The following is a 22,440-nucleotide window of genomic DNA, read 5'->3' as shown; positions in this document are numbered from 1 at the left end:
CTGTGTGGGGGGGGATGGAAAACGTTGTCGCGCCGGCCGGATTCCTTCCACCCCGCACCGGTGAACAAAAGGTCATGTCCTGGCAATCTCCAGGAGCCCGGACGGTGTCACCCGCCGAATGGCGGGCAGGTTCCGCCGTACGGCGGTGCTCCGGAAGGCGGTGGATGCACCGAACATGAGCGGCACGGCCCCGCCGCGCATCAGCGTTCCGCGTGAAGGAGAAACCCATGACGTCCCTGCCGCCGCCCTTCGACCCCGAACTCGCCGCCGGCCTGGAACTCATCAAGGACATGATCCAGCCGGGGCTGTCCCCGGAGGACATCGAAACCGTCCGCCAGGGACCGGGCATCGAGCTGCTCGCCCAGCTCGACCTGACCGCGGGCGGCGCCTTCGAGGTCGAGGACCGCACCGTGCCGGGGCCGGAGGGCTCCCCCGAGATCTCGCTGCTGATCTGCCGCCCGACCTCGCCGGCCCCGGACCGGCCGCGTCCGGTCGTCTACCACGTGCACGGCGGCGGAATGGTGATCGGGAACAACCGGGTCGGCATCGACGTGGTCCTCGACTGGGCCCGTGACCTCGACATGGTCGTGGTGTCCGTCGAGTACCGGCTGGCGCCCGAGCACCCGCATCCGGCCCCGGTCGAGGACGTGTACGCCGGCCTGCTGTGGACGGCCGAGCACGCCAAGGAACTGGGCGCGGACCCGGAGCGGATCGTGATCGCCGGTGCCAGCGCCGGCGGCGGTCTCAGCGCGGCCCTCGCCCTGCTGCTCCGCGACCGCCGGGGGCCCCGGCCGATCGGGCAGCTGCTGATGTGTCCGATGCTGGACGACCGCAACGACACCTTCTCCAGTCACCAGATGGCCGGCATCGGCGTCTGGGACCGCACGGCCAACGAGACCGGGTGGACGGCCCTGCTCGGCGAGCGGCGCGGCGGCCCGGACGTCTCCCCGTACGCGGCTCCCGCCCGTGCCGAGGACCTGTCCGGGCTGCCCCCGGCCTTCCTCGACGTGGGCTCCGCCGAGACCTTCCGCGACGAGGTCGTCACCTACGCGTCCCGCATCTGGCAGGCCGGCGGGATCGCGGAACTGCACGTCTGGCCGGGCGGCTTCCACGGCTTCGACGGCTTCGCACCGCAGGCGGCACTGTCGAAGTCCGCCCGCGCGGCCCACCTGGACTGGCTGCGCCGACTGCTCGCCGAGTAGCACCCGGCCGATGCGGCGGGGCCGCCGCCCTCCTCGCAGGGGCGCGGGTGCCGCATCATGTCCGTATGAAAGAGCTGGCCGGACGCCTGACCGCCCTGGACCCCGACGCCGGGGCAGCCGTGCGCGTCATCGCCTACTTCGACCGGCTCGCCGAGTCACGGGCCGGGGTGGAGGCGCTGGTGCGCGGGGCCGCGGTGCTGTCCGGGGCGCCCGCGCGGCTCGTCGACGCCGACCGGCTGGTGCGGATCCGGGTCGAGGCCGACGGCACCCGCCGGGACACGGACCTGCCGCCCGACAAGGACTGGCCGTCCGCGCCCCTGACGCCCGGCGGCGCTCCCGCGCTGTGGCTGGAACGCGCCGGTGCGCAACCCGGCGTGGTGGACGCCGTGATCCTGGAAAGGGCGGCCGTCGCGGCACGCCTGGTCCTCGACCGCACCCGCGGTCGGGCGCCGCTGGACGATCCCGCCCTGGTCGAGACCCTCCTGGACGCCACGGCCGCCGAACCGGCCCGGCTGCACGCGGCCCGCCGCCTCGGCCTCGACCCCGCCGTCCCCGCCCGCGCGCTGGCCGTTCACGGCCAACGTCCCAGGGTGCTGCCCGCGGACGCCCCGCACACCGTTCCCGCCGGCCGGGCCGGTGTCGGGCCCGCCGTGCCCGTGGCCGACCTGCCGCGTTCCTGGGCCGCCGCCCGCACCGCGCTCAGGTTCGCCGCGGAGGGGACCGCGCAGGACCCCGGCCCCCGGGTCGTGCACGCCGACGAACTCGGCGGCCTCGCCCTGCTGGCCGACCTCGTCGCAGCGGGGGCCGAGCCCCCCGCGGACGTCCTCGTGCTCGAGGCCGCCGCCGCGGACGCCCCCTGGCTGCTCGCCACCCTGCACGCCGTCACGGCCACGGGCAGTCTGCGGGCGGCGGCGGCCGAGGCGAACGTCCACCACTCCACGCTCCAGGACCGGCTGGCCCACGCCGAGCATCTGCTGGGGTGGCCGGTGCGCACCCCCCAGGGCCGGCTGCGGCTGCACCTCGCGCTGACCATGCGGCGGCTGTCGCGCTCCTAGCGCCCGCCACGCTCGTGGGTCCCCGGCGGGACGGGTCCGGCGGCCGTCGGCGGGCCCGTCTCCGACCACCCCGTGATCGCGGATCCCGGATCGCAGGCCGCGCAGGTCACGGGCCACAGGTCGCAGGCCGCAGGTCACTGGTCGCGAACGGCCGTCAGCGCATCGTCCGTGCGAGACGGAAACCCACGTCGTCCACGCGGAACGTGGGGTGACTGCGGCGGCGCACCGAGGCCCGGCAGCTCCAGTGCTCGTCGAACCAGCCGCCGCCGCGCAGGACCCGGTAGGCGCCGTAGACCTCGGGGTCGTAGAGGTCCCAGCACCACTCCCACACGTTGCCCAGCATGTCGTGCAGACCCCACGGGTTGGGGAGCCTGCCGCCCACCTCGTGGATCCGTTCCCCGGAGTTCCCCCGGTGCCAGGCGATGTCGTCGAGCGGCCCGTAGCGCGGTCCCGTGGTGCCGGCGCGGCAGGCGTGCTCCCACTCCGCCTCGGTGGGCAGCCGGTACCCGTCGGCCGAGCCGTCCACGTCGACGGCCTCGCCGTCGGCCCGGACCCGGTACGCAGGCGCCAGCCCTTCGCTCGCGGAGAGCGCGTTGCAGAAGTGGACGGCGTCCCACCAGGACACGCCCTCGACCGGCAGCCGGTCAGACCCGGGGCCGTCCGGGGGCCGGCCGGTGACACGCGTGTACTGCTCCCGGGTCACCGGGTGCGCCGCGAGCCGGTGGCCCGCCACGTCGACCGTCCACGTGCGTTGCGTCCGCCGGTCCGAGAGGGTGACCCTCCCCGGCGGTACGGCGATCATCGTCCGGCCCAGCGCCCCCACGTCCATGAGCAGATGATCTCATCGCCGACCGCGCCGGGTGGGCACGGCAGCGGCGGGGCAGGCCGGCGAGGCGCGCGAGGGCCCGGACCTGTCACGGCGCCTGCGGGGCAGGGGTCGGGCCCGCTCCGCCCAGTTGCCGGATCGTTCCGCCGAGCTTGGGCCGGAACTCGGTGAGCATCTTCGGCTGCGCGCTGACGACCCGGCGGGTGCCCACCAGGTACTGGCCCAAGTGGACGGCGTCCAGCCACGCCTCCTTGTACTGCTCCTCGGGGAAGGTGGTGACGAGGTAGTCGGCCTCCTTCGTGTGGCAGACGCCCTGGCGCAGCTCGTCCGCCTCGATGCGGATCTTGGCCGTGCAGCCGGTCAGCCCGGCGATCACCTCGGCCTTCGCCGGCGCCACGACCCCGGCCGCGGGAGCGGCGGTCACGGCCGGCGGCTCGGCGCGCTCTTCTCCGCGGTGTCGTCATCGCCGCCGCACCCGGTGGCTAGGGAGAGCAGGGCCAGGCCGCCGGCCAGTGCGGCGCCGCGCGCGCGGCGGCCCGTGGGCCGCAGAAACACGTACCACTCCGTAGTCGGGTGCCGGCGCCGTTGTCCCCGCTCCGGCGGACGGGCGTTCGACAAGGGGTACGGCCGGACTCCCGCGGCTGTTCACCTGCTACGCCGTGGCGGCGGCCGGGACGGCGGCCTGTCTAAGGTACAGAGAGATCACCGTCTGCCCGGGAGTTCCCATGACCGGTATCCGTCGGAAGAGAGCCGCCGACTCCCTCGACGCCATCGAGCCCCCGGGCAACGCCGAGACGGTCGTCGGCGTGCTGGCGGTGACCGTCCTGGTGGAGGTCCTCGGCGTGCTGTCCGGCTCCGAGGTGTGGCTCCTGGGGCTCCTGGTCTTCCTGCCGGGGACGGCGTCGGCGCTGTGCACCGTCCAGCAGACGAAGTTCGTCGCCGCGTGGACCACTCTCTTCGTGACCTTCACCCTGCTGGTGCGCGCCGGTGACGGGGGCCGCTGGCTCGACCGGGCGCTGCTGGTGCTGCTCACCCTCGCCCTGGGCGCCGCCTCCGTGTACGCCTGCCACCGGCGCATCGGGCGCGAGCACGAGATGCTGCGGCTGCGCTCCACCGCCGCCGCCATGCAGCGGCACATCCTGCACCCGCTGCCCCTGCTCACCGACGACGTCCTGGTCAACGGCGTCTACGTACCCGTGCAGGAGGACCGGCTGGTCGGCGGCGACATCTACGACGTGGTCGCCTCACCCTGGGGCACGCGGGTGCTGATCGGCGACGTGCAGGGCAAGGGACTGGCCGCCGTGGGCGCGGCGTTCGCCGTCATCGGCGCCTTCCGTGAGGCGGCGTACCGCGAGCCGACGCTCACGGCGCTCGTCGACGCCCTGGACGCGGCGGTCGTCCGGCACAACTCCTACGCCGAACAGACCGGTGAGGACGAACGGTTCGTCACCGCGCTCGTCGTCGGCGTCGACGCTGGGGCGGACGCGCAGGTCGTCAACTGCGGTCATGTGCCGCCCCGGTTGGTGCACGACGGGGCCGTCACCATTCCGTCGCTGGACACGAGCGTCCCGCTCGGGCTCGCCGAACTGGCCGTCGAGCCGGCCACCGTGGACTGGTTCGCGTTCCCGGACGGCTCGACGCTGGTGCTGACCACCGACGGACTCACCGAGACCCGCGCCGACGACGGCGCGTTCTACCCGGTCGACGAGCGACTGACGACCTACCTGGACCTCTCCCCCACCGAACTGCCCGTGGTGCTCCACGAGGACGCCCGCGCGTTCGCGGGCGAGGGTCGCCGGCACGACGACGTCGCCGTCCTGACCGTCCGCCGGTCCCCGGCCCGCTGACCGCGAAGACCGGCGCACACCCGTTCGGCGCACCGGTTCTTCACGGCCGACGGCGAGACCGTCCCGGAACCGTCCCCCTTCCGTTGCCCGGAGGGTGTGGGCCTGCTAGGCCCAGGGCGTCACCGGCACGAACGAGCTGTCCTGGCGGAACAGGTCGGTGCCGTCGGGTTGTTCCACACGCAGCTGGTAGTTGTAGTGGCGCAGGTAGTAGCCGGGGTAGTTGTACGACTCGAAGCGGATCGAACCGCTCGTCGAGCCCGTCCGCGCGATGAAGGTGGCGTCCTTCGCGAAGGTCGACGTGCCGTCGTTGGCGTCGAAGCGGCCGCGGAAGGAGTAGTGGCGCAGGTAGTTGCCGGCCGCGTCGCGGAAGGAGTAGGCGTTCGCGTCCGCGAGTCCCGCCACGACGGTGAAGGTGGACGCCTGCTTCTCGGCGGTGGTGCTGGAGCTGGTCACCACGGGCAGGTTGAGCAGGGCGGACTGCTCCTGCCAGAAGCGGGTGGTGTAGTTGGCGGAGCGCAGGGAGCGCGTGGCGTTCTTCGTCAGGGTCGGGCCGCCGGTCACCGTCTCCTTGATGACCGTGAAGTGACGTGCCGTGCCGGAGATGCCGGGCAGCGCCTTGGGCGCGGTCCAGGTGGCGAAGGCGTCGTAGCTGTCGCTGTAGTAGTAGTTGCCGTCTCCGTAGCCGTCGAAGAAGATCCGCCAGCCGCCGTTGTCGAGCTGGATGACGCTCGGGCCCTCGCGGTAACTGCCCCAGCCCGCCCAGTCGCCGGTCTTCTTGATCGTGTAGGGGCCGGCGAGGTTCGGCGCCGTCGCGTACTCGATGTACTTCGCCGTCTCGTTCTTGGTGAAGGCGTGGTACGTCGAGCCGGTCTTCACGATGTACGTGTCGATGTGGTTCGCGCCGATGCCGGACAGGACGACTGGTGAACTCCACGTGGTCAGGGCGGAGTTGGTGGCCTTGAGAAGGTACGGCGTGAAGATCCACTCGTCGTTCGTCGTCGAGCAGGACACGATGACGTTGACGCTGCCGTCGCTGTCGACGAACCACTCCGGCGCCCAGGCGCGGGAGAGGTTGGCGATCGGGACCGTGTAGTCGTACAGGAACGTCCAGTTGACGCGGTCGGAGCTGCGGGCGAAGCCGATGGTGGTGCTGGTGTCCTGCCAGGTGTGGGTGGTGTAGGTGATGTAGTAGTAGCCGTTGGCGTGCTTGAAGAGGCTCGCGTCGCGGATGCGGTTGCTGGGCGGGGTGTAGGCGGAGGACTGCACCAGCCGGAAGTCGGTGGCGTCGTCGGACTGGTAGACGTTCACCGTGCCGTCGTTGCTGTTGAGGAACGGGACGATGGTGTACCGGGTGGCCGATCCGGCGGGCGGCGCGGCGGCGAGGGCCGTGCCGAGCAGGCCGGGCGCCTCGCCGAGCACGAGTGCGGCGGCGGGCAGGGCGGCCATCGCGCGCAGCAGGGAACGGCGGGACGGGGTGCGGGGGCGGGTCGTCATGGTGCGGCTCTCCTACGGCTCAAGGTCCGAAATCCCGAACAAAGTTCGGAAAGTCGATCAGAAGGTAGGGGTGGGGCAGGAGTGCGTCAATCCTTTGCGCAGGAACCCGGAACGCCTGTGGGGCACCTGTGCGCGACGGACCCGCCCGCCCCTTCGCGGCCGGACACCACATGACGGACGGACAGCCGGGCCGACGCCCGCCGGCCCGCCGACCGACGCCCGCGGCCCCTGCGCGAGCCCCGGGCGAACCGCGAACCGCACACGGGCGATGCGCAGGCGGGAACGACAGGCACATCACGGGCGCATGCGCAGCCGACCCGCGAGCGATCCGCCGACCGGCCTCGAGAGTCGCGAGCCGGCCGCACCCGCGACCCGAGTACGAACCGCAGGTGATCCGAGCGCGGCGCAGGTGATCCGCGGGCGATCCGCCGATCACGCACCGGCTGGAGGACGGCGACCGCCGGCGATCCGTCGTCGGCAACTCGCCCTCGTCCGCGCGTTGTTCCGTCGGTCGGCCGGCAGAGGTTACCGTGCGGTAGACATCGTCGTCCCGGAGGTGCCCGTATGACGCCCGACCGTGCCGCAGGTCTGACGGCCGCCGCCCGCGCGCTGGCCGAGGGCGAGGTGTCCTCGCGCGCGCTCGTGGAACGCACCCTCGCCCGGATCGAGGCGAGCCAGGGCACGCTCAACGCCTTCCGGATCGTCCGGGCCGAGGCCGCGCTCGCCGAAGCCGAGGCGGCCGACCGGGAGTTGGCGGCCGGGGTGCGCAGGCCCCTGCTCGGCGTCCCGGTCGCCGTCAAGGACGACATGGACGTGGCGGGCGAGCCGACCGCCTTCGGCTGCCAGGGCGTTCACCCGGCGGTCGCCGAGGACGGGGAGGCGGTACGGCGGCTGCGCGCGGCCGGGGCCGTGATCGTCGGCAAGACCAACACCTGCGAGTTCGGCCAGTGGCCCTTCACCGAGGGCCCGGCCTTCGGCGCGACCCGCAACCCGTGGAACACCGAGCACACCCCGGGCGGCTCCTCCGGCGGCTCGGCGGCCGCGGTGGCGGCGGGTCTGGTGCCGGCCGCGCTCGGCTCGGACGGGGCCGGATCCGTCCGCATCCCGGCCTCCTGGACGCATCTGGTCGGCATCAAGCCGCAGCGCGGGCGCGTCTCGACCTGGCCGCGCGGCGAGTCCTTCCACGGCATCACCGTCAACGGGCCCCTGGCGAGGACGGTTGCCGACGCGGCTCTGCTGCTCGACGCGGCGAGCGGCAACCACGCGCGCGACCCGCACCGGCCGCCCGCCGTCGACGCCTCCGCGGCGGTGGGCCGCGACCCCGGCCGGCTGCGGATCGCGCTCGCGCTGAAGCCTCCGTTCACCGCCACGCCCGCCCGGTTGCGGCCCGATGTGCGGGCCCGGGTCCTGGAAGTCGCCGAGAGGCTGGCCGGGCTGGGCCACACCGTCGAGGAGGCCGACCCGCCGTACGGGCCGATCGGGCTCGCCTTCGTGCCCCGGGCGACCGCGGGCATCGCGGAGCGGGTCGCCGAAGCGCCCTTCCCCACGCTCCTCGACCGGCGCACCCGCGACGCCGCCCGGCTCGGCCGGCTGCTCGGCGGCGCGCCGCTGCGCGCGGCCCGACGCGCCGAGGCGGTCCTGCACCGCCGCGTCGGCGCCTTCTTCGAGACGTACGACGTGGTCCTCGCGCCGACGACGGCCGCTCCCCCGCCCCGCGTCGGAGCCATGCTGGATCTGAGCGGATTCGCGACCGACCGCGCGATGATCGCCGCGTGTCCGTACGCCTGGCCGTGGAACGTGCTGGGCTGGCCCGGCGTCAACGTCCCCGCGGGCTTCGCGGGCGGCGGGCTGCCGGTCGGTGCGCAGTTGCTCGGTCCGGCGAACAGCGAGCCGCTGCTGGTCTCGCTCGCCGCGCAGCTGGAGGCGGAGCTGCGCTGGCACGAGCTGTGGCCGGGCGAGGCGGTCGCCGACTCCCCGGCCCGGTGAGCGCGTTCCGCCCGTACCCTGTGACCATGGACGACGCGTCGATGGTCGGGCTCATGGGGCGGGTCACCGGGACGATCGGGCCGGGGCTCGTAGGCGAGGTGATCGTTCGGGTGCGCGGCGGTGCCGAGCACTTCCTCGCCCACCCGGCGGACGGCACGGGCCGCATCGAGTGCGGCACGGTGGTGATGGTGGTGGAGCACCTGCCGCCCAGGACGGTCTACGTCACACGGGCGTACGACAGTTGAGCCCGCTGCGGCCCAGGTGAGAGTCGCTTCGTGAGCCTTCGGGAACGTAAGCGTCAAGATTGCAACAAGGATTCGCCGTCGCCTTCACCCTGGGCTCGGGCAGGCGCACACTCCCTTCGTTCGGTGCCGAAAGGGCACCATGCAAAGGGGGCGAATGCCGATGGTCGTCGGCGTCGTTGCGGGTGCGGCGGTTGTCGCCGTGCTCGTTCTGATCGGTCTGTTCAAGATGATGTGGCGGGTCGCCGAGCCCAACGAGGCGCTCGTCATCTCCGGCTCCAACCACCGCACCGAGGGCCTGGAAGCGGGGATGGGCTTCCGTATCGTCACCGGGCGGGGCACGCTCGTGATGCCCGGGGTCCAGGTGGTGCGCAAGCTGTCGCTGGACCTGAACGAGACCGAGCTGCATGTGGACTGCGTGACCCATCAGGGCATCCCGCTGAAGGTGCGGGGCGTGGTCATCTTCAAGGTCGGCGACGACTTCGTGTCGATCGCCAACGCGGCCCGGCGTTTCCTCGACCAGCAGAAGCTGATGTCGGAGCGGGTGCACAACGTCTTCGCCGGTCATCTGCGCTCCATCGTGGGCGGGTTGACGGTCGAGGACATGATCCGCGACCGGGAGAAGCTCACCGGGCAGACCCGTGCCGCCTGCGGTACGGAGATGGAGAAGCTGGGCCTGATCGTGGACTCGCTGCAGATCCACGAGATCGAGGACCCGACGGGGTACATCCAGAACCTGGCGATGCCGCACGCGGCGGCCGTGCAGCGGGACGCGCGCATCGCGCAGGCCGAGGCGAACCGTCTCGCCACGGAGGCGGAGCAGGCCTCGTTCGCACGGATGGCGGAGGCCACCCGGGACAGCGAGATCCTGCAGGCCGGATACCAGGCCGAGCGTGACAAGGCGGGCGCCAAGGCCCGTCAGGCGGGGCCCCTCGCCGACGCGGCCGCCCGGCAGGAGGTCGTCGTGCAGGAGACGCGGGTCGCCGAACTCGAGGCGCACCGTCGCGAGCAGCAACTCCAGGCGGACGTGCGCAAGCCCGCGGACGCCAAGGCGTACGAGAAGCGCACGCTGGCCGAGGCCGAGCGCGACGCCCGGATCTCGGCGGCTCAGGCCAAGGCGAAGGAGACCGAGCTCGCGGCGGCCGCCGAGGCGTCCCGGGTCAAACAGGCCGCCGGAGCCGAGGCCGAGGCGACCAAGACCCGGGGTGCGGCCACCGCGGCCGCGACCCGGGCCACCGGTGAGGCCGAGGCGGCCGCCGCCCAGGCCAGGGGTCTGGCGGAGGCCGAGGCGACGAAGGCGCAGGGGCTCGCGGAGGCCGAGGCCATCAAGGCCCGGGCCGCCGCGCTCGCCGAGAACCAGGAGGCGGTCGTCGCCCAGCAACTCGCCGAGAACTGGCCGGAGATCGTGCGGGCGGGCGCGTCCGCCTTCGGCAACGTCGACAACATGGTGCTGCTCAACGGCGCGGACGGTATGGCGGACGTGTTCGCCAAGGCGCTCACCATGGGCGGGACGGGGCTCGGTCTGGCCCGTCAGCTGCTCGCCTCGATGAACCAGAACGGGCAGGCGCCGAAGGGGACTTCGTCGCTCAACGGGATCGCGAGCCCGCCTTCGCAGAAGGTGCCGGTCGAGGAGAAGTGATCACCGGTCGACCCGCGGGGAGACCTCGGGTGTGCCCGCGGGTGGGACCGGGGTGAGTCCACGCCGGTGAAACGCGGTCACGGAGCCAGCCCTTAAGGTGCCCCCGTGACCGCGTTTACCGATGCAGACGTTCCGGGCCGCTCCGGCCCCTCCGCCACCGTCGAGGCCGACCCGCGCGAGGTGGGCCGGGTGCGCACCGAGTACTCCCCCGCGCACGACGGCGACCCCGATCCCGGCGAGATCGTGTGGACCTGGGTGCCCTTCGAGGAGAACGACGGCCGGGGCAAGGACCGTCCCGTGCTCGTCGTCGCCCGGGAGGCGGGCGGGACCTTCCTCGCCGTGCAGCTCTCCAGCAAGCGCCACGACGGCGACCGTGAGTGGGTGCCGATCGGCAGCGGACCCTGGGACCGGACCGGGCGGGACTCCTGGGTGGACGTCGACCGTGTCCTGAGGCTGCACGAGGACGGCATGCGCCGCGAGGCCTGCGCGCTGGACCGGATGCGGTTCAACCTGGTGCGGCAGCGGCTGCACCAGCGCTACGGCTGGACCTGAGCCTCGCCGCGACCCCGTGGGCCCCGCAGGTCCCTCGGGCTCCGCAGGTCGCGCGGGCCCTACTGGCCCGCAAGCTCTACCGGTCCCGTGTGCTTCCCGAACCGGGCGGGCGCCCGGAAGTCTTTTCGAATACCTCCTCGAAGGCTCCCAGAACCGCCGTGCCGGGCGTCCGGTCCAGGACGCCGAACACCACGTGCCCGAAGGTCTCCCCGAACCGTCCACCCCTCTCCAGCAGCGTCCGAAACGCACCCGCCACCTGCGCGGGATCGTTGCGGAACACCCCGCAGCCCCAGGCGCCCAGCACCAGACGCCGGTAGCCGTGCGCGGCGGCCGTCTCCAGGACCCGCTCGGCCCGTACGGCCAGCGCGCGCGGCAACTCGGACGCGCGCTCCGGCGCCGTGCGCAGCACCACGCCCGCGTTGGGGGCGGCGGCCGTCAGAAAGCCCACCCGGTACGGCTCGTCCAGCAGACGGCCCCGGTCGTCCCGGAAGACGGGCACGCCCGGTGAGTGGATGACGCGGTCCGTGTAGAACGGGTCGCGGTGGGCGCGGTGGTGGTCGTAGAACTGTCGGGCCGCGAGCAGGCAGGTGTACAGCGCGGAGGCCCGGCACAGGGCCTCCTCCTGCGCCTGGGCGCCGTTGAGGTAGCCGCCGCCGGGGTTGCGGGCGGAGGCGAAGTTGAGGACGGCGACCGGGCCGGCGCCGACCAGCCGCCGGGCCGCCTCCAGGCTGCTCTCGCCGGTGACCTCGACGAGCGTGCCACCGAAGGGCTGCGCCGCCGAGTCAACGACCGACCCCTCCGGTGGCTCGACCGGTCCCGGTCCCAGCATGCGCGTACCCGCCCGGGCCTCCTCGACCGCCGCGGCGAGGGCCACCTCACGTCCGTCGGAGGCGAGGTAGCGGCCCGCCGCGACGATCTCCTCCGTCTCCCGGGCGATCCCGCGCAGCCGGGCGCTCATGGCGCCACCCCCGTGGACTCCATGAACGCCTGCCCCGCGGGCTCTCGTGCCCCGCCCGTCTCCCCCGTCGTGCTCACGCACGCATCGTGGGTGATCCTGGACATCGCGTGCAACAGAGTTTCCCGGTGCCGGGAACCCCTGACGCGTACGCCGGGAACGACCGGGAAACAGTTTCCCGTCGGCGCGGAGCCGCCGGGAAACCGACAGTGAAACGGCAGGGAATCGACACGGAATGCGAGATCCACGGTCCTGAAAGTGCCGTTGTGCACCCTTGTGCGGATCGGATCGAGGGTCTTGGGTGGAACGAGCTATGCCGGTCCGGCCGCACCGAGGCCGGACCGGTGGCATGGTGGAATCTCAGGAGGATCCCGACATGTCCGACTCGGTCAGCGACTGTACCGACGGAGCAGAGCCCCGTACCGCCCTCACCGAAGCCGAGGTGGAGGCGCTGGTCAGGGGAATCTGTTTCAAGACCGGCCCGCCCCGCACCGTCGGGGTCGAGGTGGAATGGCTCGTTCACGAGCTGCGCTCACCGCAGGTCCCCGTCACACCTGAACGGCTTGAAACCGCTTACGCCGCACTGCGCACCGTGCCGCTGAGCTCCCCCCTCACCGTCGAACCCGGCGGTCAGCTGGAGCTGAGCTCGCCGCCGGCCGCCTCCCTGATGGAGTGCGTGGGCACGGTCTCCGCCGACCTCGCCGCCGTCCGCACGGTCCTGAGCGAGCACGGCCTGGCCCTCGCCGGCCTCGGCACGGACCCCTGGCGCAGCCCACACAGGTTCCTGCACGAGCCCCGCTACGACGCCATGGAGGCCTGCCTCGACCGCACCGGCCCGTCCGGCCGCGCCATGATGTGCACCTCGGCCTCCGTGCAGGTCTGCCTCGACGCCGGACACGAGGAGCCGGGCCCGCTGGGGTTCGGGCGGCGCTGGTGGCTCTCGCACACGCTGGGCGCGGTGCTGGTGGCGGCCTTCGCGAACTCCCCGATGCTCGGCGGCGCCCCCACCGGCTGGCGCTCCACCCGGCAGCTGCTGTGGATGGAGATCGGCGCCGGACGCGCGGGCGGGCCCGCCCTGGACGGCGATCCGCGCGCCGCCTGGGCCCGGCACGTACTGGACGCGCCGGTGATGTGCGTCAGGCGCGAGCGCGGCGCCTGGGACGTGCCCGACAGGCTCACCTTCCGGGAGTGGACCCGGACGGGGGCCCCGACGCGGGAGGACCTCGACTACCACCTCACCACCCTGTTCCCGCCGGTCAGACCGCGCGGCCACCTGGAGCTGCGCATGATCGACGCGCAGCCCGGCGACGACGGCTGGATCGTCCCGCTCGCCGTGACGGCGGCGCTGTTCGAGGATCCGGAGGCCGCCGAGATCGCCTACCGCACGGTGAAACCGCTCGCCGAGCGGGCCCAGCCGCTGCCGGCGCCGCACAATCCGCTGTGGATCGACGCGGCCCGGTACGGGCTGGCCGACCCCGAGCTGCACGAGACCGCCGTCGCCTGTTTCGCCACGGCTCTGCGCGCCCTGCCACGCCTCGGCGCCGACGACGACGTCGTGGCGGCCGTGGCGGACTACCTGGACCGCTACGTCCTCAGGGGCCGCACGCCCGCCGACGACCAGCTCGACCGCCTGCGCGGCACGGACACCCGCGCGTACGGGAAGGACTTCCGCTCATGACCGAGCCCGCCCTGGACACCGAGCCCGCGCCGAGCGCCGAGCCGGCCCCGGACGCGGAGACCCTCCGCACCCGTGTGCTCGCCTCGCTGACCACGGCCCGCGAGCGCACCACGCTGCTGACGAGCTGCGTCGAGGAGCCCGACCTGACCGCACAGCACTCCCCGCTGATGTCGCCGCTGGTGTGGGACCTCGCGCACATCGGCAACCAGGAGGAGTTGTGGCTGCTGCGCGCGGTGGCCGGCCGGGAGGCGATCCGCCCCGAGATCGACGGCCTGTACGACGCCTTCGAGCACTCGCGCGCCGAGCGGCCGTCGCTGCCGCTGCTCCCGCCCGCCGAGGCCCGCCGGTACGCGGCCGAGGTGCGCGGCCGGGTGCTGGACGTGCTGGAGTCGGCCGACTTCCACGGCACCCGTCTGACGGAGGCCGGCTTCGCCTTCGGGATGATCGCGCAGCACGAACAGCAGCACGACGAGACCATGCTGATCACCCATCAGCTCCGCACGGGCCCGGCGGCCCTGACCGCCCCCGACCCCGATCCGGTGCCGCTGTTCACCGGCCCGGCCGAAGTCCTGGTGCCCGGCGGGCCGTTCACCATGGGCACCTCCGGCGAACCCTGGGCGCTGGACAACGAGCGCCCCGCCCACCGGCGCGAGGTGGCGCCCTTCCACATCGACACGACCCCGGTGACGAACGCCGCCTACCGGGCGTTCATCGAGGACGGCGGCTACGACGAGGAACGCTGGTGGACGCGGGAGGGCTGGGCGCACATCCGCAGGCACGGCATCCACGCGCCGCTGTTCTGGCGCCGCGACGGCGGGCAGTGGCTGCGCCGCCGCTTCGGGGTCACCGAGGTCGTGCCGCCCGAGGAGCCGGTGCTGCACGTGTGCTGGTACGAGGCCGACGCCTACGCCCGCTGGGCGGGACGCCGGCTGCCCACCGAGGCCGAGTGGGAGAAGGCCGCCCGCTTCGACCCGGCGACCGGCGGGTCGACGCGTTACCCGTGGGGCGACGCCGATCCCGCGCCCGAGCACGCCAACCTGGGCCAGCGCCACTTGCGCCCGGCCCCGGCGGGCAGCTACCCGGCCGGTGAATCCCCGCTCGGAGTAAGGCAGTTGATCGGCGATGTCTGGGAGTGGACGTCGAGCGACTTCCTGCCGTACCCCGGGTTCCGGGCGTTTCCGTACAAGGAGTACTCGGAGGTGTTCTTCGGCCCCGAGTACAAGGTGCTGCGCGGCGGCTCGTTCGCGGTCGACCCGGTGGCCTGCCGGGGCACGTTCCGCAACTGGGACTACCCGATCCGGCGGCAGATCTTCTCCGGGTTCCGCACGGCCCGTTCGGAGACCGTCTGATGTGCCGTCATCTCGCCTACCTGGGGCCCGAACAGCCGCTCGGACGGATCCTCGTGGAGCCCCCGCACGCCCTGTACCGCCAGTCGTGGGCGCCCCGGCGGCAGCGGTACGGAACCGTCAACGCCGACGGCTTCGGGGTGGGCTGGTACGCCGACGGCGACCCGGTGCCGGCCCGCTACCGCCGGGCCGGGCCCATCTGGGCGGACCTGTCCTTCGCGGACCTGGCGCGGGTCGTGCGCAGCCGGGCGCTGCTGGCCGCCGTCCGGGACGCCACCCTGGCGGGGGCCGACGCGGAGGCCGCCGCGGCGCCGTACGCGTCCGGGACCTGGCTGTTCAGCCACAACGGGGCGGTCGTCGGCTGGCCGGGCTCGCTGGAGCCGCTGGTGGGCGCGCTGCCCGCCGCCGAACTGCTGTCGATGGAGGCCCGCAACGACTCGGCGTTCGTGTGGGCGCTGGTGCTGGCCCGGCTGCGCGCCGGGGACACCGGGGGTCAGGCGCTGGCGGACACCGTCCTGGAGGTCGCCGACGCGGCCCCCGCCTCCCGCCTCAACCTGCTCCTCACCGACGGCGCGACCATCGCCGCGACCGCCTGGGGCGACACCCTCTGGTATCGGGCGGAGCCCGGCCGGGGCACGGTCGTGGCGTCCGAACCGTACGACGACGATCCGCACTGGCAGGAGGTCCCGGACCGCACCCTGCTCGTGGCGAGCCGCGCCGACGTCCTGCTCACCCCGCTCAAGGACCCGAGCCCGGACGCGGCATCCGCACCACCCGAGGAGACCGGCACGTGAGCCCGTTCCAGATCACCCGCACCCTCCCCGAGGACGCCACGGACGCCGCCCTGCGCGACGACGTCCGCCGCGGCCTCACCGCGAATCCCAAGTCGCTGCCGCCCAAGTGGTTCTACGACGCGCACGGCAGCGAGCTGTTCGAGCGGATCACCGAACTGCCCGAGTACTACCCGACGCGCGCCGAGCGCGAGATCCTCGTGGACCGCGCCGACGAGATCGCCGCGGCGGCCGGCGCCCGCACGCTCGTCGAACTCGGTTCGGGCTCCTCGGAGAAGACCCGCCACCTGATCGACGCGCTGACCGGCCTGGACACCTATGTGCCCGTCGACGTCAGCGAGAGCGCGCTCACCCAGGCCGGGCAGGCCCTGATCGCCGAACGGCCCGGGCTGAACGTCCATGCCCTGATCGCCGACTTCACCGCGCGCCTGACGCTGCCCGACACCCCGGGCCCGCGCCTGCTCGCCTTCCTCGGCGGCACGATCGGCAATCTGCCGCCGGCCGAGCGCGCGGTGTTCCTGGCCTCCGTGCGCGCGCTGCTCGCGCCGGGCGACGCCCTGCTGCTGGGCACCGACCTCGTCAAGGACGAGCGGGTGCTGGTGCCGGCGTACGACGACGCGGCCGGGGTGACGGCCCTGTTCAACAAGAACGTCCTGGCCGTGGTCAACCGTGAGCTGGACGCCGACTTCGATCCCGCCGCCTTCGACCACGTCGCGCTGTGGGACCCGCACAACGAATGGATCGAGATGCGACTGCGCTCCCGGAGGGCGCAGACCGTGAAGGTGCCCGCGCTCGACCTCGCCGTCGAGTTCGCGGCCGGCGAGGAGTTGCGCACCGAGGTGTCGGCGAAGTTCCGGGAGGAGGGAGTACGCGCGGAACTGGCCGCCGTCGGGATGGAGTTGACGCACTGGTGGACCGACCGGGCGGCGCGGTTCGCGCTGTCGCTGAGCGTGGTGCGCCCATGACCGCGCGCTGAGCACCGGAAGCGCACGCCCTCCGGCCCGTCATCTGCCGGCCGCCGCCGAGGCGGGAGGAGACGGGTCCGGAACGGGCGGCGCGGCCTGATCCGCGAGCGGTGTGCTCGGGGTCGTCGCCGCACCGTCGGGGACGGCCGGCGCGGGGGTGCCGTCGGCGGCGGGGGTGTCCAGACAGTCGACGAAGCTGACGAAATCACGTCGGTCGACGCCCTGGGCCACCACGAAGGCGCCCGTCTCGTGGCTGCGCAGCAGACACATGTCGTAGCGGACGACGGTCGGCAGGGACTCCTCCTGACCGGCCGTCCGGTACTCGTGCCGGCCCACCAACTGGCAGGAGTCGTAGCGGATGAGCGGTCCCCTCGGCCCCACCGTGTAGCGGTGCGGACGGACGTCGGAGGCGAAGTCCTTGAAGGCGACGCCGGTGTCGTCGCAGTCGCTGAAGTGGACCGTGCCGCTCTTCCACTCGCAGTCGATGATCCGCACGTCCGGGTTGCGCACCTCGAACCGGATGTCCTGGGCGTGGAACCGCTGCACCGAGTCGTGGTGCTGGGCGACCGGGAAGCGGAAGAAGGTACTGCTGGTGCCGTACTCCTCGGTGCTCTGCGGGCGTGTGCCGGTGACGATGTAGGAGCCGCCGCGACAGGCGATGGATCCGCCGTAGGGGAACTCGAGGAAGTTCCCCCACTCGTACTCGACCTTCATGTCGGTGAACCAGTAGTTGAGGAACTGGTCCTGCTCGTTGGGTTCCTGCCTGCGCCCGGTGACCCCCGAGTACAGAAAGGCCCGGCGGTAGCTGCCGCCGACCCGGCAGGCGTCCCACCGCATCTCGGAGTTGGTGTCCGTGCCGTCCAGGGCGAGCCCGTACTCCCACTCCCCCATCCACTCGCACTCGGAGAACCGGTAGTCCTGGGCCTGCCCGGTGGAGTACGAGCTGAAGAAGGAGGCGCCCGGCGTGGCCGAGCGGAACTGCATGCGCTCGAAGGACACGTTGGACCAGACGTCCTCGTTGCGGCACAGGAAGGAGCCCGGGCCCTCGGCGGGGCGGAAGACCAGCGTGGTCATGCGCTTGCCCGCGCCGGAAAAGCGCAGTCCGTTGACCGACCGGAGCGGAGGGGCGCCGTTCAGCAGCGCGTGGGGACGGGTGATGAGGTACTCGCCGGCGGGGATCTCGATGACCGTGCGCCCGACCCCGCGCATGACCCGGGCGGCCGCGAGCGAGTAGGCGAGCTCGAAGGCCGCGGTGTCGTCGACCTGTCCGTCGCCCACCGCTCCGAGGCCGGCCACACTGATCACCCGCGACCGCAGGTCCGCGGAGAAGCGGTCCCGGCGTGCGTCGACGGCGGCCGGTCCCACGAGGCCGCCTCCAGGTCCTGCGGCGGCGGACGCGCTGTGGCCGGTGAGGGCCGTCGCGCCCAGCACCGTCAGTCCGCCACGCAGAAGTTGCCGACGGCTGACACGAGACATCCCGCCTTCCCGTTCTGCCATAATTGCCTTCTTTCCAGCGGTTTTCTGGTTTAAGGGAGCAAATGACCGAGTTTGCCGAGGTACTCAGGCAGTTGTCGGCGGCGCAGAAGCCGCCGAAGGGGGCATCGCTCTACACCCGGTTCGTCAACCGTCCGGCCGGCCGCCTCCTGGCCGCGCTGGCCTACCGGATGGGGGCGACACCGAATCAGCTGACCGTCCTCGGGGCCGTGTTCACCTTTCCGGCACTGGCCGCGGTGGCCCTGGTGCCGCCCGGACCGGCGATGCCGGTCTGCGTCGCCGCGTCCCTGGCGGTGGGGTTCGCCCTGGACGCGGCGGACGGTCAGCTGGCGCGAGGTCAGCGCTCGGGGAGTCCGACGGGTGAGTGGCTCGACCATGTCCTGGACTGCGTCAAGATCGTCACCCTCCACCTGGTGGTGCTGGTGGCGTTCTACCGGTTCTTCGCCCTGCCCAGCCCGGTCCTTCTGCTGGCGCCGATGCTCTTCCAGCTCGCGGCCGTGGTGATCTTCTTCGCAGGGATCCTGACGGAGAAGCTCAAACGGCTGACACCGGGCGAAGCCCCGGCCGGGCCGCCCCCGGCCCTGCGGTCCGTGCTGCTGCTGCCGGTCGACTACGGTCTGACCTGCCTCAGCTTCCTATTCCTGGGGAGCCAGGACCTCTTCCTCGCGGTGTACTGCACGCTGCTGGTGGCCCACGTGCTGTTCATGGCCGCCTTCCTCGTGAAGTGGTACCGGGAGCTGAGCTGAGGGGATCTCCGGCGACGGTTGCGCGGAGAGCAGTTCCAGGGCTCCGCGCAGCAGGGTGCTGGAGGTGTGCATGGTGTACGGGAAGTAGACGACCTCGACGCCGACCCGTGCGAAGCGGCGCTCGAACTCCTCCCACTTGGGCGTTCCCTTCCAGTCGTCGCCCTTGAAGATGACGTTGAAGTTGACCCGCGCCCACGTCTTCAGCTTGTCGACGTCCCACTCCACCACGGCATCGTCCACGAACCGCACACTGCGGACGATGTCGAGACGCTCGGCGAGCGGAACGACCGGAGGCTTGCCCTTGAGGTGCTTGACCAGGGCGTCGGAGGTCACCCCCGCGACGAGCCGGTCGCAGTGCCGGCGGGCTTCTCGCAGGATGTTGAGGTGTCCGATGTGGAACAGGTCGTAGACCCCCGGCGCGAACCCGATGCGTGTCATCGCGCCTCACCCGTGACGGGCTCCGTGACGGGCTCCGTGGCGTTCGACGGCGCGGTCGTCTCCTCGTTCACCGCTCTCGGTGTGACCTTCTTCGGGACGGTCACGCTCAGCGGGCGGGACTTCGCGGAGGTGTTCGTTCCGTCCGTCACCTCGATGGTGTAACTGTGCCGACTGCCGGGGCTCACCGAGTCGGTGTAGGTCATCTTCGGAAGGTCCCAGTACGTGGAGCGCTCGGTCTGGCGTGCCACCAGCTTGCCGTCCCGGTAGATCCTGTATGTCAGCGACGCGTCGTCCCGGTCCCAGGTGGCGCGCCAGGCGAGGGTGACCTTGCCGGCCGTGGCGGACGACAGGGAGAGAGCGGGCGCCTTCGGGGCTCCGGTGTCGCGGCTGCCGAAGCGGGTGAGTCCCTGCTGCGACTGCTCGTTGACCTTGGTGAACTCACCGCCCACCCACAGGACTCCCTTCGACACCACCAGGGCGCGGGGGCCCACCTCCTCGCCCAGTCCGCCGTCGGTGTCGGGGAACCAGTGCAGAATCTTCCGGTCCGTGACGGACTGCGCCAGGAGATGCTGACGGTCTCCGCGCTCGGGGAATCCGCCGGGCGTCTCGTTGCAGTTGTGCGCGTGCGACGCGCTGTAGAGGACTCCCTTGAAGGGCACCACGGCCTGGGTGGCGCCGAAGCAGGTGTCCTTCCACACCATGGTGCCGTTGGCGAGCCGGCCCGCGATCCGGCCGTCGTAGATGCCCGGCCCATGGCCCTCGGCGCCCACGAAGAAGCGGCTGTCGTCGCGCGCGATCGTCTTCACCGACGACTGGGACGGGAACCAGCCCGGGTAGGAGAGCACCGTCGCACCGCTGACGGGGTTCAGGGCGACCAGCGAGCGCGCCGGCCGTCCGTTGACCGACTCGAAGTCGCCTCCGACGAAGAGCCTTCCGTGCGAGGGCGCGGCCGACAGGGCACGCACCGGCTGGTCGATGTCCGCCTTGAACGGCAGCAGGGAGCCCTTGGGGGCGACTGCCGCGATACGTTTCCTGACCTGGCCGTCCACCCGGACGAAGTCACCCCCCAGGTACACCGCGCCGCCCGTCGCCTCGATCGCCCGGACCGGGGCGGACACCGCCGGACGGAACTCCTTGCGTACGGAGCAGCCGGCGGTGTCGACGGCGGCGAGGTTGGCCACCGGGGCGGTTCCGGCACGGTTGAAGGAACCGCCGACGTACAGCACCCGGCCGTCGGGCGACGCCTTCATCGCCCGCACGGTGTGGCTCAGACCGGTGAACGACGGGGCGCACGGCAGCAGCTTGCCGGTGGCGGCGTCGAAGGCGGCGAAGTTGTGGCGTGCCACCTGGCCCTGGCCGCGCGCGGCGCCGGGCGGGCGGATCGAGTCGAAGGTCCCGCCGACGTAGACGACACCGTTCGCGGCGGCGAGCGACCAGACGATGCCGTCCGTCTGCCAGGTGGCCAGCGCGTCGGCGGCGAGCGTCCCGGGATCACGGCCGGCTGCCGCGGCGTGGGAGGCGTCGAGCAGGGCGGTGGTGCACACGAAGGCTGCGACGGCAGCCGTCGTGACCGGTTTCGTACGAAGCTTTCTCAGGCGCAAGGGAAACCCCGGATTGCAGTGGTGGAGTGGTACGAGGGAGGGGACGCCGCCTCGGTCTTCAGGCAGCGCGGCGACGCAGTACTCCGACCAGCTCGCCCACGCTCAGCGACGTCCGATATCGCCACAAACTAATCGTAAATACACAAGTCCCCAAAGCCATTCCCGCGGCGAGTCCTGACGGAGTGTCACCCAGCTTCGTATGAACGGCAGTCGCCGCCACCGAGGCGAGCAGTCCGGCGCCCAGGGCGCTGCGGTAGCCGCGGTCCACCGTCCTGAAGCCGAGCCGCAGCCGGATGAGCACGGCCGCCGCGAGGTTCTCCACGACGATGGCCGCCCCCCAGGACACGGCTGCGCCCACCACGCCCCAGGCCGGGATCGCCAGCACGCCGACGGTCAGCTGCACGGCGAACGCCGCCGTGGTGATCCCCAGATGCCAGGAGCTCTTGCCGGACATGAGGAGCACGGTCTGGGCGTTGCCGACCGCGACGTTGACCATCGAGGCGACGCACAGCACCACCAGGGCGGGCGCGCCCTCGACGAACTCCGGCCCGAAGACGGACAGAACGGTCCGCGGGAAGGCGGCCACGAGGACGAACAGCGGCCAGGAGAAGAGCACGATCCAGCAGGTCGACACACGGTGCAGGCCCTGGGCCTCGGCGGCCTCGTCGACGGCGAGCAGACGGCTGATCTCCGGTGCGACGGCGAGCCGGACCGCGAGCTGGACGAGGGTCCCCGCGGTGACGACGCGGGCGACGGCCGTGTACACCCCCGCCTCACCGGCCGTGGCCAGCACCGACAGCATGATGACGCCGACCCAGACCGCGCCGATGTCGAACACGGAGGAGACGGCGCGGGGTGCGGCGAAGCCCCAGAAGGTCCGCCAGGGCACGGGCGTGCGCCCCGGGGAACGGGCGACGCGGTGCCCGGCCCGGCAGCGCCGCAGGGCGAACCACGCGGCGACGGAGCCCGCGAGAGCGGGCAGCAGCCAGGCCGAGGCCAGCGCGAGCACTCCGGGCACGTACCAGGCCACGGGGACCGCGATCAGCACCCGCAGCACCGGTTTGCCGATCTGTTCCACGCCGACGAACGGGACCACCGTGCCGAATCCCCGGGTGGCGCCGAGCAGGACCGCGCCCACGGTGGCGGCGGGCAGGAACAGCCCGAAGAGCCGCACCAGGGCGACGGCGTCCGCGGGCGGCAGTTGGGGCAGCAGCCTGGTGGCCACGGCGGGGAAGAGCAGCAGCGGCGTCGCGGCCGCGACGCCGGCCAGGGCCGCCGGCAGCACGGCCCCCCGCAGCAGCGCGTCGACCGCTCGGCCGCCGTCGACGGCGAGGTCGCGCGGCACGAAGCGGACGAGCCCGGTGTCGGCCCCGAGCTTGCAGGCGCTGCTCACGATGGTGAACAGGGCGACGCCCGTGAAGATCGCTCCCGCCCCGTCCGCTCCGACGGCCCGTGTGATCAGTCCGACGAGGAGGAACGAGAAGACCGCGTTCGTGACGGAGCCCGCCATGCCCCACCATCCGCCCCGCGCGGCCGCGGCCACCCCGCTCGGGACTCCGGCGCGGGGCGGGGCGGTCGCTCGG

Annotated in this window: 20 protein-coding genes and 1 pseudogene; 12 read left to right on the top strand and 9 right to left on the bottom strand. The window is 72.6% G+C overall.

The features are described 5' to 3' along the window. The first annotated feature begins 227 nt into the window (after window positions 1-227). Both ACZ7DE_RS09580 and ACZ7DE_RS09575 read left to right on the top strand, forming a co-directional pair. A complete protein-coding gene (locus tag ACZ7DE_RS09580) occupies window positions 228-1,202 on the top strand; it encodes an alpha/beta hydrolase (protein WP_470759181.1) in 975 nt (324 codons plus the stop codon). 65 nt (window positions 1,203-1,267) lie between these two features. Then, the gene (locus ACZ7DE_RS09575; RefSeq protein ID WP_470759180.1) at window positions 1,268-2,257 is read left to right on the top strand and encodes a helix-turn-helix domain-containing protein; all 990 of its coding nucleotides are present in this window, start codon (window positions 1,268-1,270) and stop codon (window positions 2,255-2,257) included. Window positions 2,258-2,411: 154 nt separating this feature from the next. On the opposite strand, the gene ACZ7DE_RS09570 is transcribed toward ACZ7DE_RS09575, so the two are convergent. The 3 genes from ACZ7DE_RS09570 to ACZ7DE_RS09560 all read right to left on the bottom strand — a co-directional run bounded on the left by ACZ7DE_RS09570 (window position 2,412) and on the right by ACZ7DE_RS09560 (window position 3,638). Continuing rightward, window positions 2,412-3,086, bottom strand: coding sequence for a formylglycine-generating enzyme family protein (locus ACZ7DE_RS09570; protein WP_470759179.1), 675 nt, complete (start codon window positions 3,084-3,086; stop codon window positions 2,412-2,414). Between the two features lie 85 nt (window positions 3,087-3,171). After that, complete coding sequence (locus ACZ7DE_RS09565) at window positions 3,172-3,507, bottom strand: hypothetical protein (protein WP_470759178.1); 336 nt, start codon at window positions 3,505-3,507, stop codon at window positions 3,172-3,174. After that, window positions 3,504-3,638 carry a hypothetical protein gene (locus ACZ7DE_RS09560; RefSeq protein ID WP_470759177.1) on the bottom strand — a complete coding sequence of 45 codons (135 nt, stop codon included), beginning with the start codon at window positions 3,636-3,638 and terminating at the stop codon, window positions 3,504-3,506. The genes ACZ7DE_RS09565 and ACZ7DE_RS09560 overlap by 4 nt, the downstream gene beginning before the upstream one ends. Window positions 3,639-3,808: 170 nt before the next feature. On the opposite strand from ACZ7DE_RS09560, the gene ACZ7DE_RS09555 reads away from it, so the two are divergent. Then, complete coding sequence (locus ACZ7DE_RS09555) at window positions 3,809-4,930, top strand: PP2C family protein-serine/threonine phosphatase (RefSeq protein WP_470759176.1); 1,122 nt, start codon at window positions 3,809-3,811, stop codon at window positions 4,928-4,930. A gap of 105 nt (window positions 4,931-5,035) precedes the next feature. Here ACZ7DE_RS09555 and ACZ7DE_RS09550 read toward each other — a convergent pair whose 3' ends face one another. Next, window positions 5,036-6,424, bottom strand: coding sequence for a glycoside hydrolase family 43 protein (locus tag ACZ7DE_RS09550; RefSeq protein WP_470759175.1), 1,389 nt, complete (start codon window positions 6,422-6,424; stop codon window positions 5,036-5,038). 564 nt (window positions 6,425-6,988) lie between these two features. Between ACZ7DE_RS09550 and ACZ7DE_RS09545 the strand changes: the two genes are divergently transcribed. The 4 genes from ACZ7DE_RS09545 to ACZ7DE_RS09530 all read left to right on the top strand — a co-directional run bounded on the left by ACZ7DE_RS09545 (window position 6,989) and on the right by ACZ7DE_RS09530 (window position 10,843). Then, window positions 6,989-8,410 carry an amidase gene (locus tag ACZ7DE_RS09545; protein ID WP_470759174.1) on the top strand — a complete coding sequence of 474 codons (1,422 nt, stop codon included), beginning with the start codon at window positions 6,989-6,991 and terminating at the stop codon, window positions 8,408-8,410. Between the two features lie 26 nt (window positions 8,411-8,436). Then, on the top strand, window positions 8,437-8,655 hold the full coding sequence (locus ACZ7DE_RS09540) for a hypothetical protein (RefSeq protein WP_470759173.1): 219 nt from the start codon (window positions 8,437-8,439) through the stop codon (window positions 8,653-8,655). 154 nt (window positions 8,656-8,809) lie between these two features. Beyond that, window positions 8,810-10,291, top strand: a complete 1,482-nt coding sequence (locus tag ACZ7DE_RS09535; RefSeq protein ID WP_470759172.1) for an SPFH domain-containing protein — start codon at window positions 8,810-8,812, stop codon at window positions 10,289-10,291. A 105-nt stretch (window positions 10,292-10,396) separates the two neighbouring features. Further along, a complete protein-coding gene (locus ACZ7DE_RS09530; RefSeq protein WP_470759171.1) occupies window positions 10,397-10,843 on the top strand; it encodes a type II toxin-antitoxin system PemK/MazF family toxin in 447 nt (148 codons plus the stop codon). Between the two features lie 76 nt (window positions 10,844-10,919). Here ACZ7DE_RS09530 and ACZ7DE_RS09525 read toward each other — a convergent pair whose 3' ends face one another. Beyond that, the gene (locus tag ACZ7DE_RS09525; protein WP_470759170.1) at window positions 10,920-11,801 is read right to left on the bottom strand and encodes a TIGR02452 family protein; all 882 of its coding nucleotides are present in this window, start codon (window positions 11,799-11,801) and stop codon (window positions 10,920-10,922) included. 373 nt (window positions 11,802-12,174) lie between these two features. On the opposite strand from ACZ7DE_RS09525, the gene egtA reads away from it, so the two are divergent. Genes egtA through egtD form a run of 4 tightly spaced genes read left to right on the top strand, consistent with a single transcriptional unit; the run spans window position 12,175 to window position 16,578 of the window. Next, window positions 12,175-13,476, top strand: a complete 1,302-nt coding sequence (egtA, locus tag ACZ7DE_RS09520) for an ergothioneine biosynthesis glutamate--cysteine ligase EgtA (RefSeq protein WP_470759169.1) — start codon at window positions 12,175-12,177, stop codon at window positions 13,474-13,476. Further along, window positions 13,473-14,825 (top strand): ergothioneine biosynthesis protein EgtB, encoded by a 1,353-nt coding sequence (egtB, locus tag ACZ7DE_RS09515; RefSeq protein ID WP_470759168.1) that lies wholly within the window; start codon window positions 13,473-13,475, stop codon window positions 14,823-14,825. Before egtA ends, egtB begins: the two co-directional genes overlap by 4 nt. Continuing rightward, entirely contained in the window at window positions 14,825-15,616 is a 792-nt protein-coding gene (gene egtC, locus ACZ7DE_RS09510) for an ergothioneine biosynthesis protein EgtC (protein ID WP_470759167.1), read from the top strand. The genes egtB and egtC overlap by 1 nt, the downstream gene beginning before the upstream one ends. Then, window positions 15,613-16,578, top strand: coding sequence for an L-histidine N(alpha)-methyltransferase (egtD, locus tag ACZ7DE_RS09505; RefSeq protein ID WP_470759166.1), 966 nt, complete (start codon window positions 15,613-15,615; stop codon window positions 16,576-16,578). The genes egtC and egtD overlap by 4 nt, the downstream gene beginning before the upstream one ends. 39 nt (window positions 16,579-16,617) lie before the next feature. On the opposite strand, the gene ACZ7DE_RS09500 is transcribed toward egtD, so the two are convergent. Continuing rightward, window positions 16,618-18,054: a glycosyl hydrolase family 28-related protein gene (locus ACZ7DE_RS09500; RefSeq protein WP_470759165.1), complete on the bottom strand. Its 1,437-nt coding sequence runs from the start codon at window positions 18,052-18,054 to the stop codon at window positions 16,618-16,620. A 62-nt stretch (window positions 18,055-18,116) separates the two neighbouring features. On the opposite strand from ACZ7DE_RS09500, the gene ACZ7DE_RS09495 reads away from it, so the two are divergent. Beyond that, complete coding sequence (locus ACZ7DE_RS09495) at window positions 18,117-18,818, top strand: CDP-alcohol phosphatidyltransferase family protein (RefSeq protein WP_470759164.1); 702 nt, start codon at window positions 18,117-18,119, stop codon at window positions 18,816-18,818. A gap of 15 nt (window positions 18,819-18,833) precedes the next feature. Here ACZ7DE_RS09495 and ACZ7DE_RS09490 read toward each other — a convergent pair. From ACZ7DE_RS09490 to ACZ7DE_RS09480, 3 genes and pseudogenes are all read right to left on the bottom strand, one after another. Beyond that, window positions 18,834-19,256: pseudogene (locus ACZ7DE_RS09490) on the bottom strand (FAD synthase family protein); the annotation flags it as partial. Then, window positions 19,253-20,800: a fibronectin type III domain-containing protein gene (locus ACZ7DE_RS09485; RefSeq protein ID WP_470759163.1), complete on the bottom strand. Its 1,548-nt coding sequence runs from the start codon at window positions 20,798-20,800 to the stop codon at window positions 19,253-19,255. The pseudogene ACZ7DE_RS09490 and the gene ACZ7DE_RS09485, both read right to left, overlap by 4 nt. 115 nt (window positions 20,801-20,915) lie before the next feature. Continuing rightward, window positions 20,916-22,367: an oligosaccharide flippase family protein gene (locus ACZ7DE_RS09480; RefSeq protein WP_470759162.1), complete on the bottom strand. Its 1,452-nt coding sequence runs from the start codon at window positions 22,365-22,367 to the stop codon at window positions 20,916-20,918. Window positions 22,368-22,440 lie beyond the last annotated feature (73 nt).

This window comes from Streptomyces sp. NPDC037083 (genome assembly GCF_055606485.1).
The sequence above is the reverse complement of the archived record's forward strand: the minus strand, read 5'-3'. Positions and strand labels throughout refer to the sequence as shown.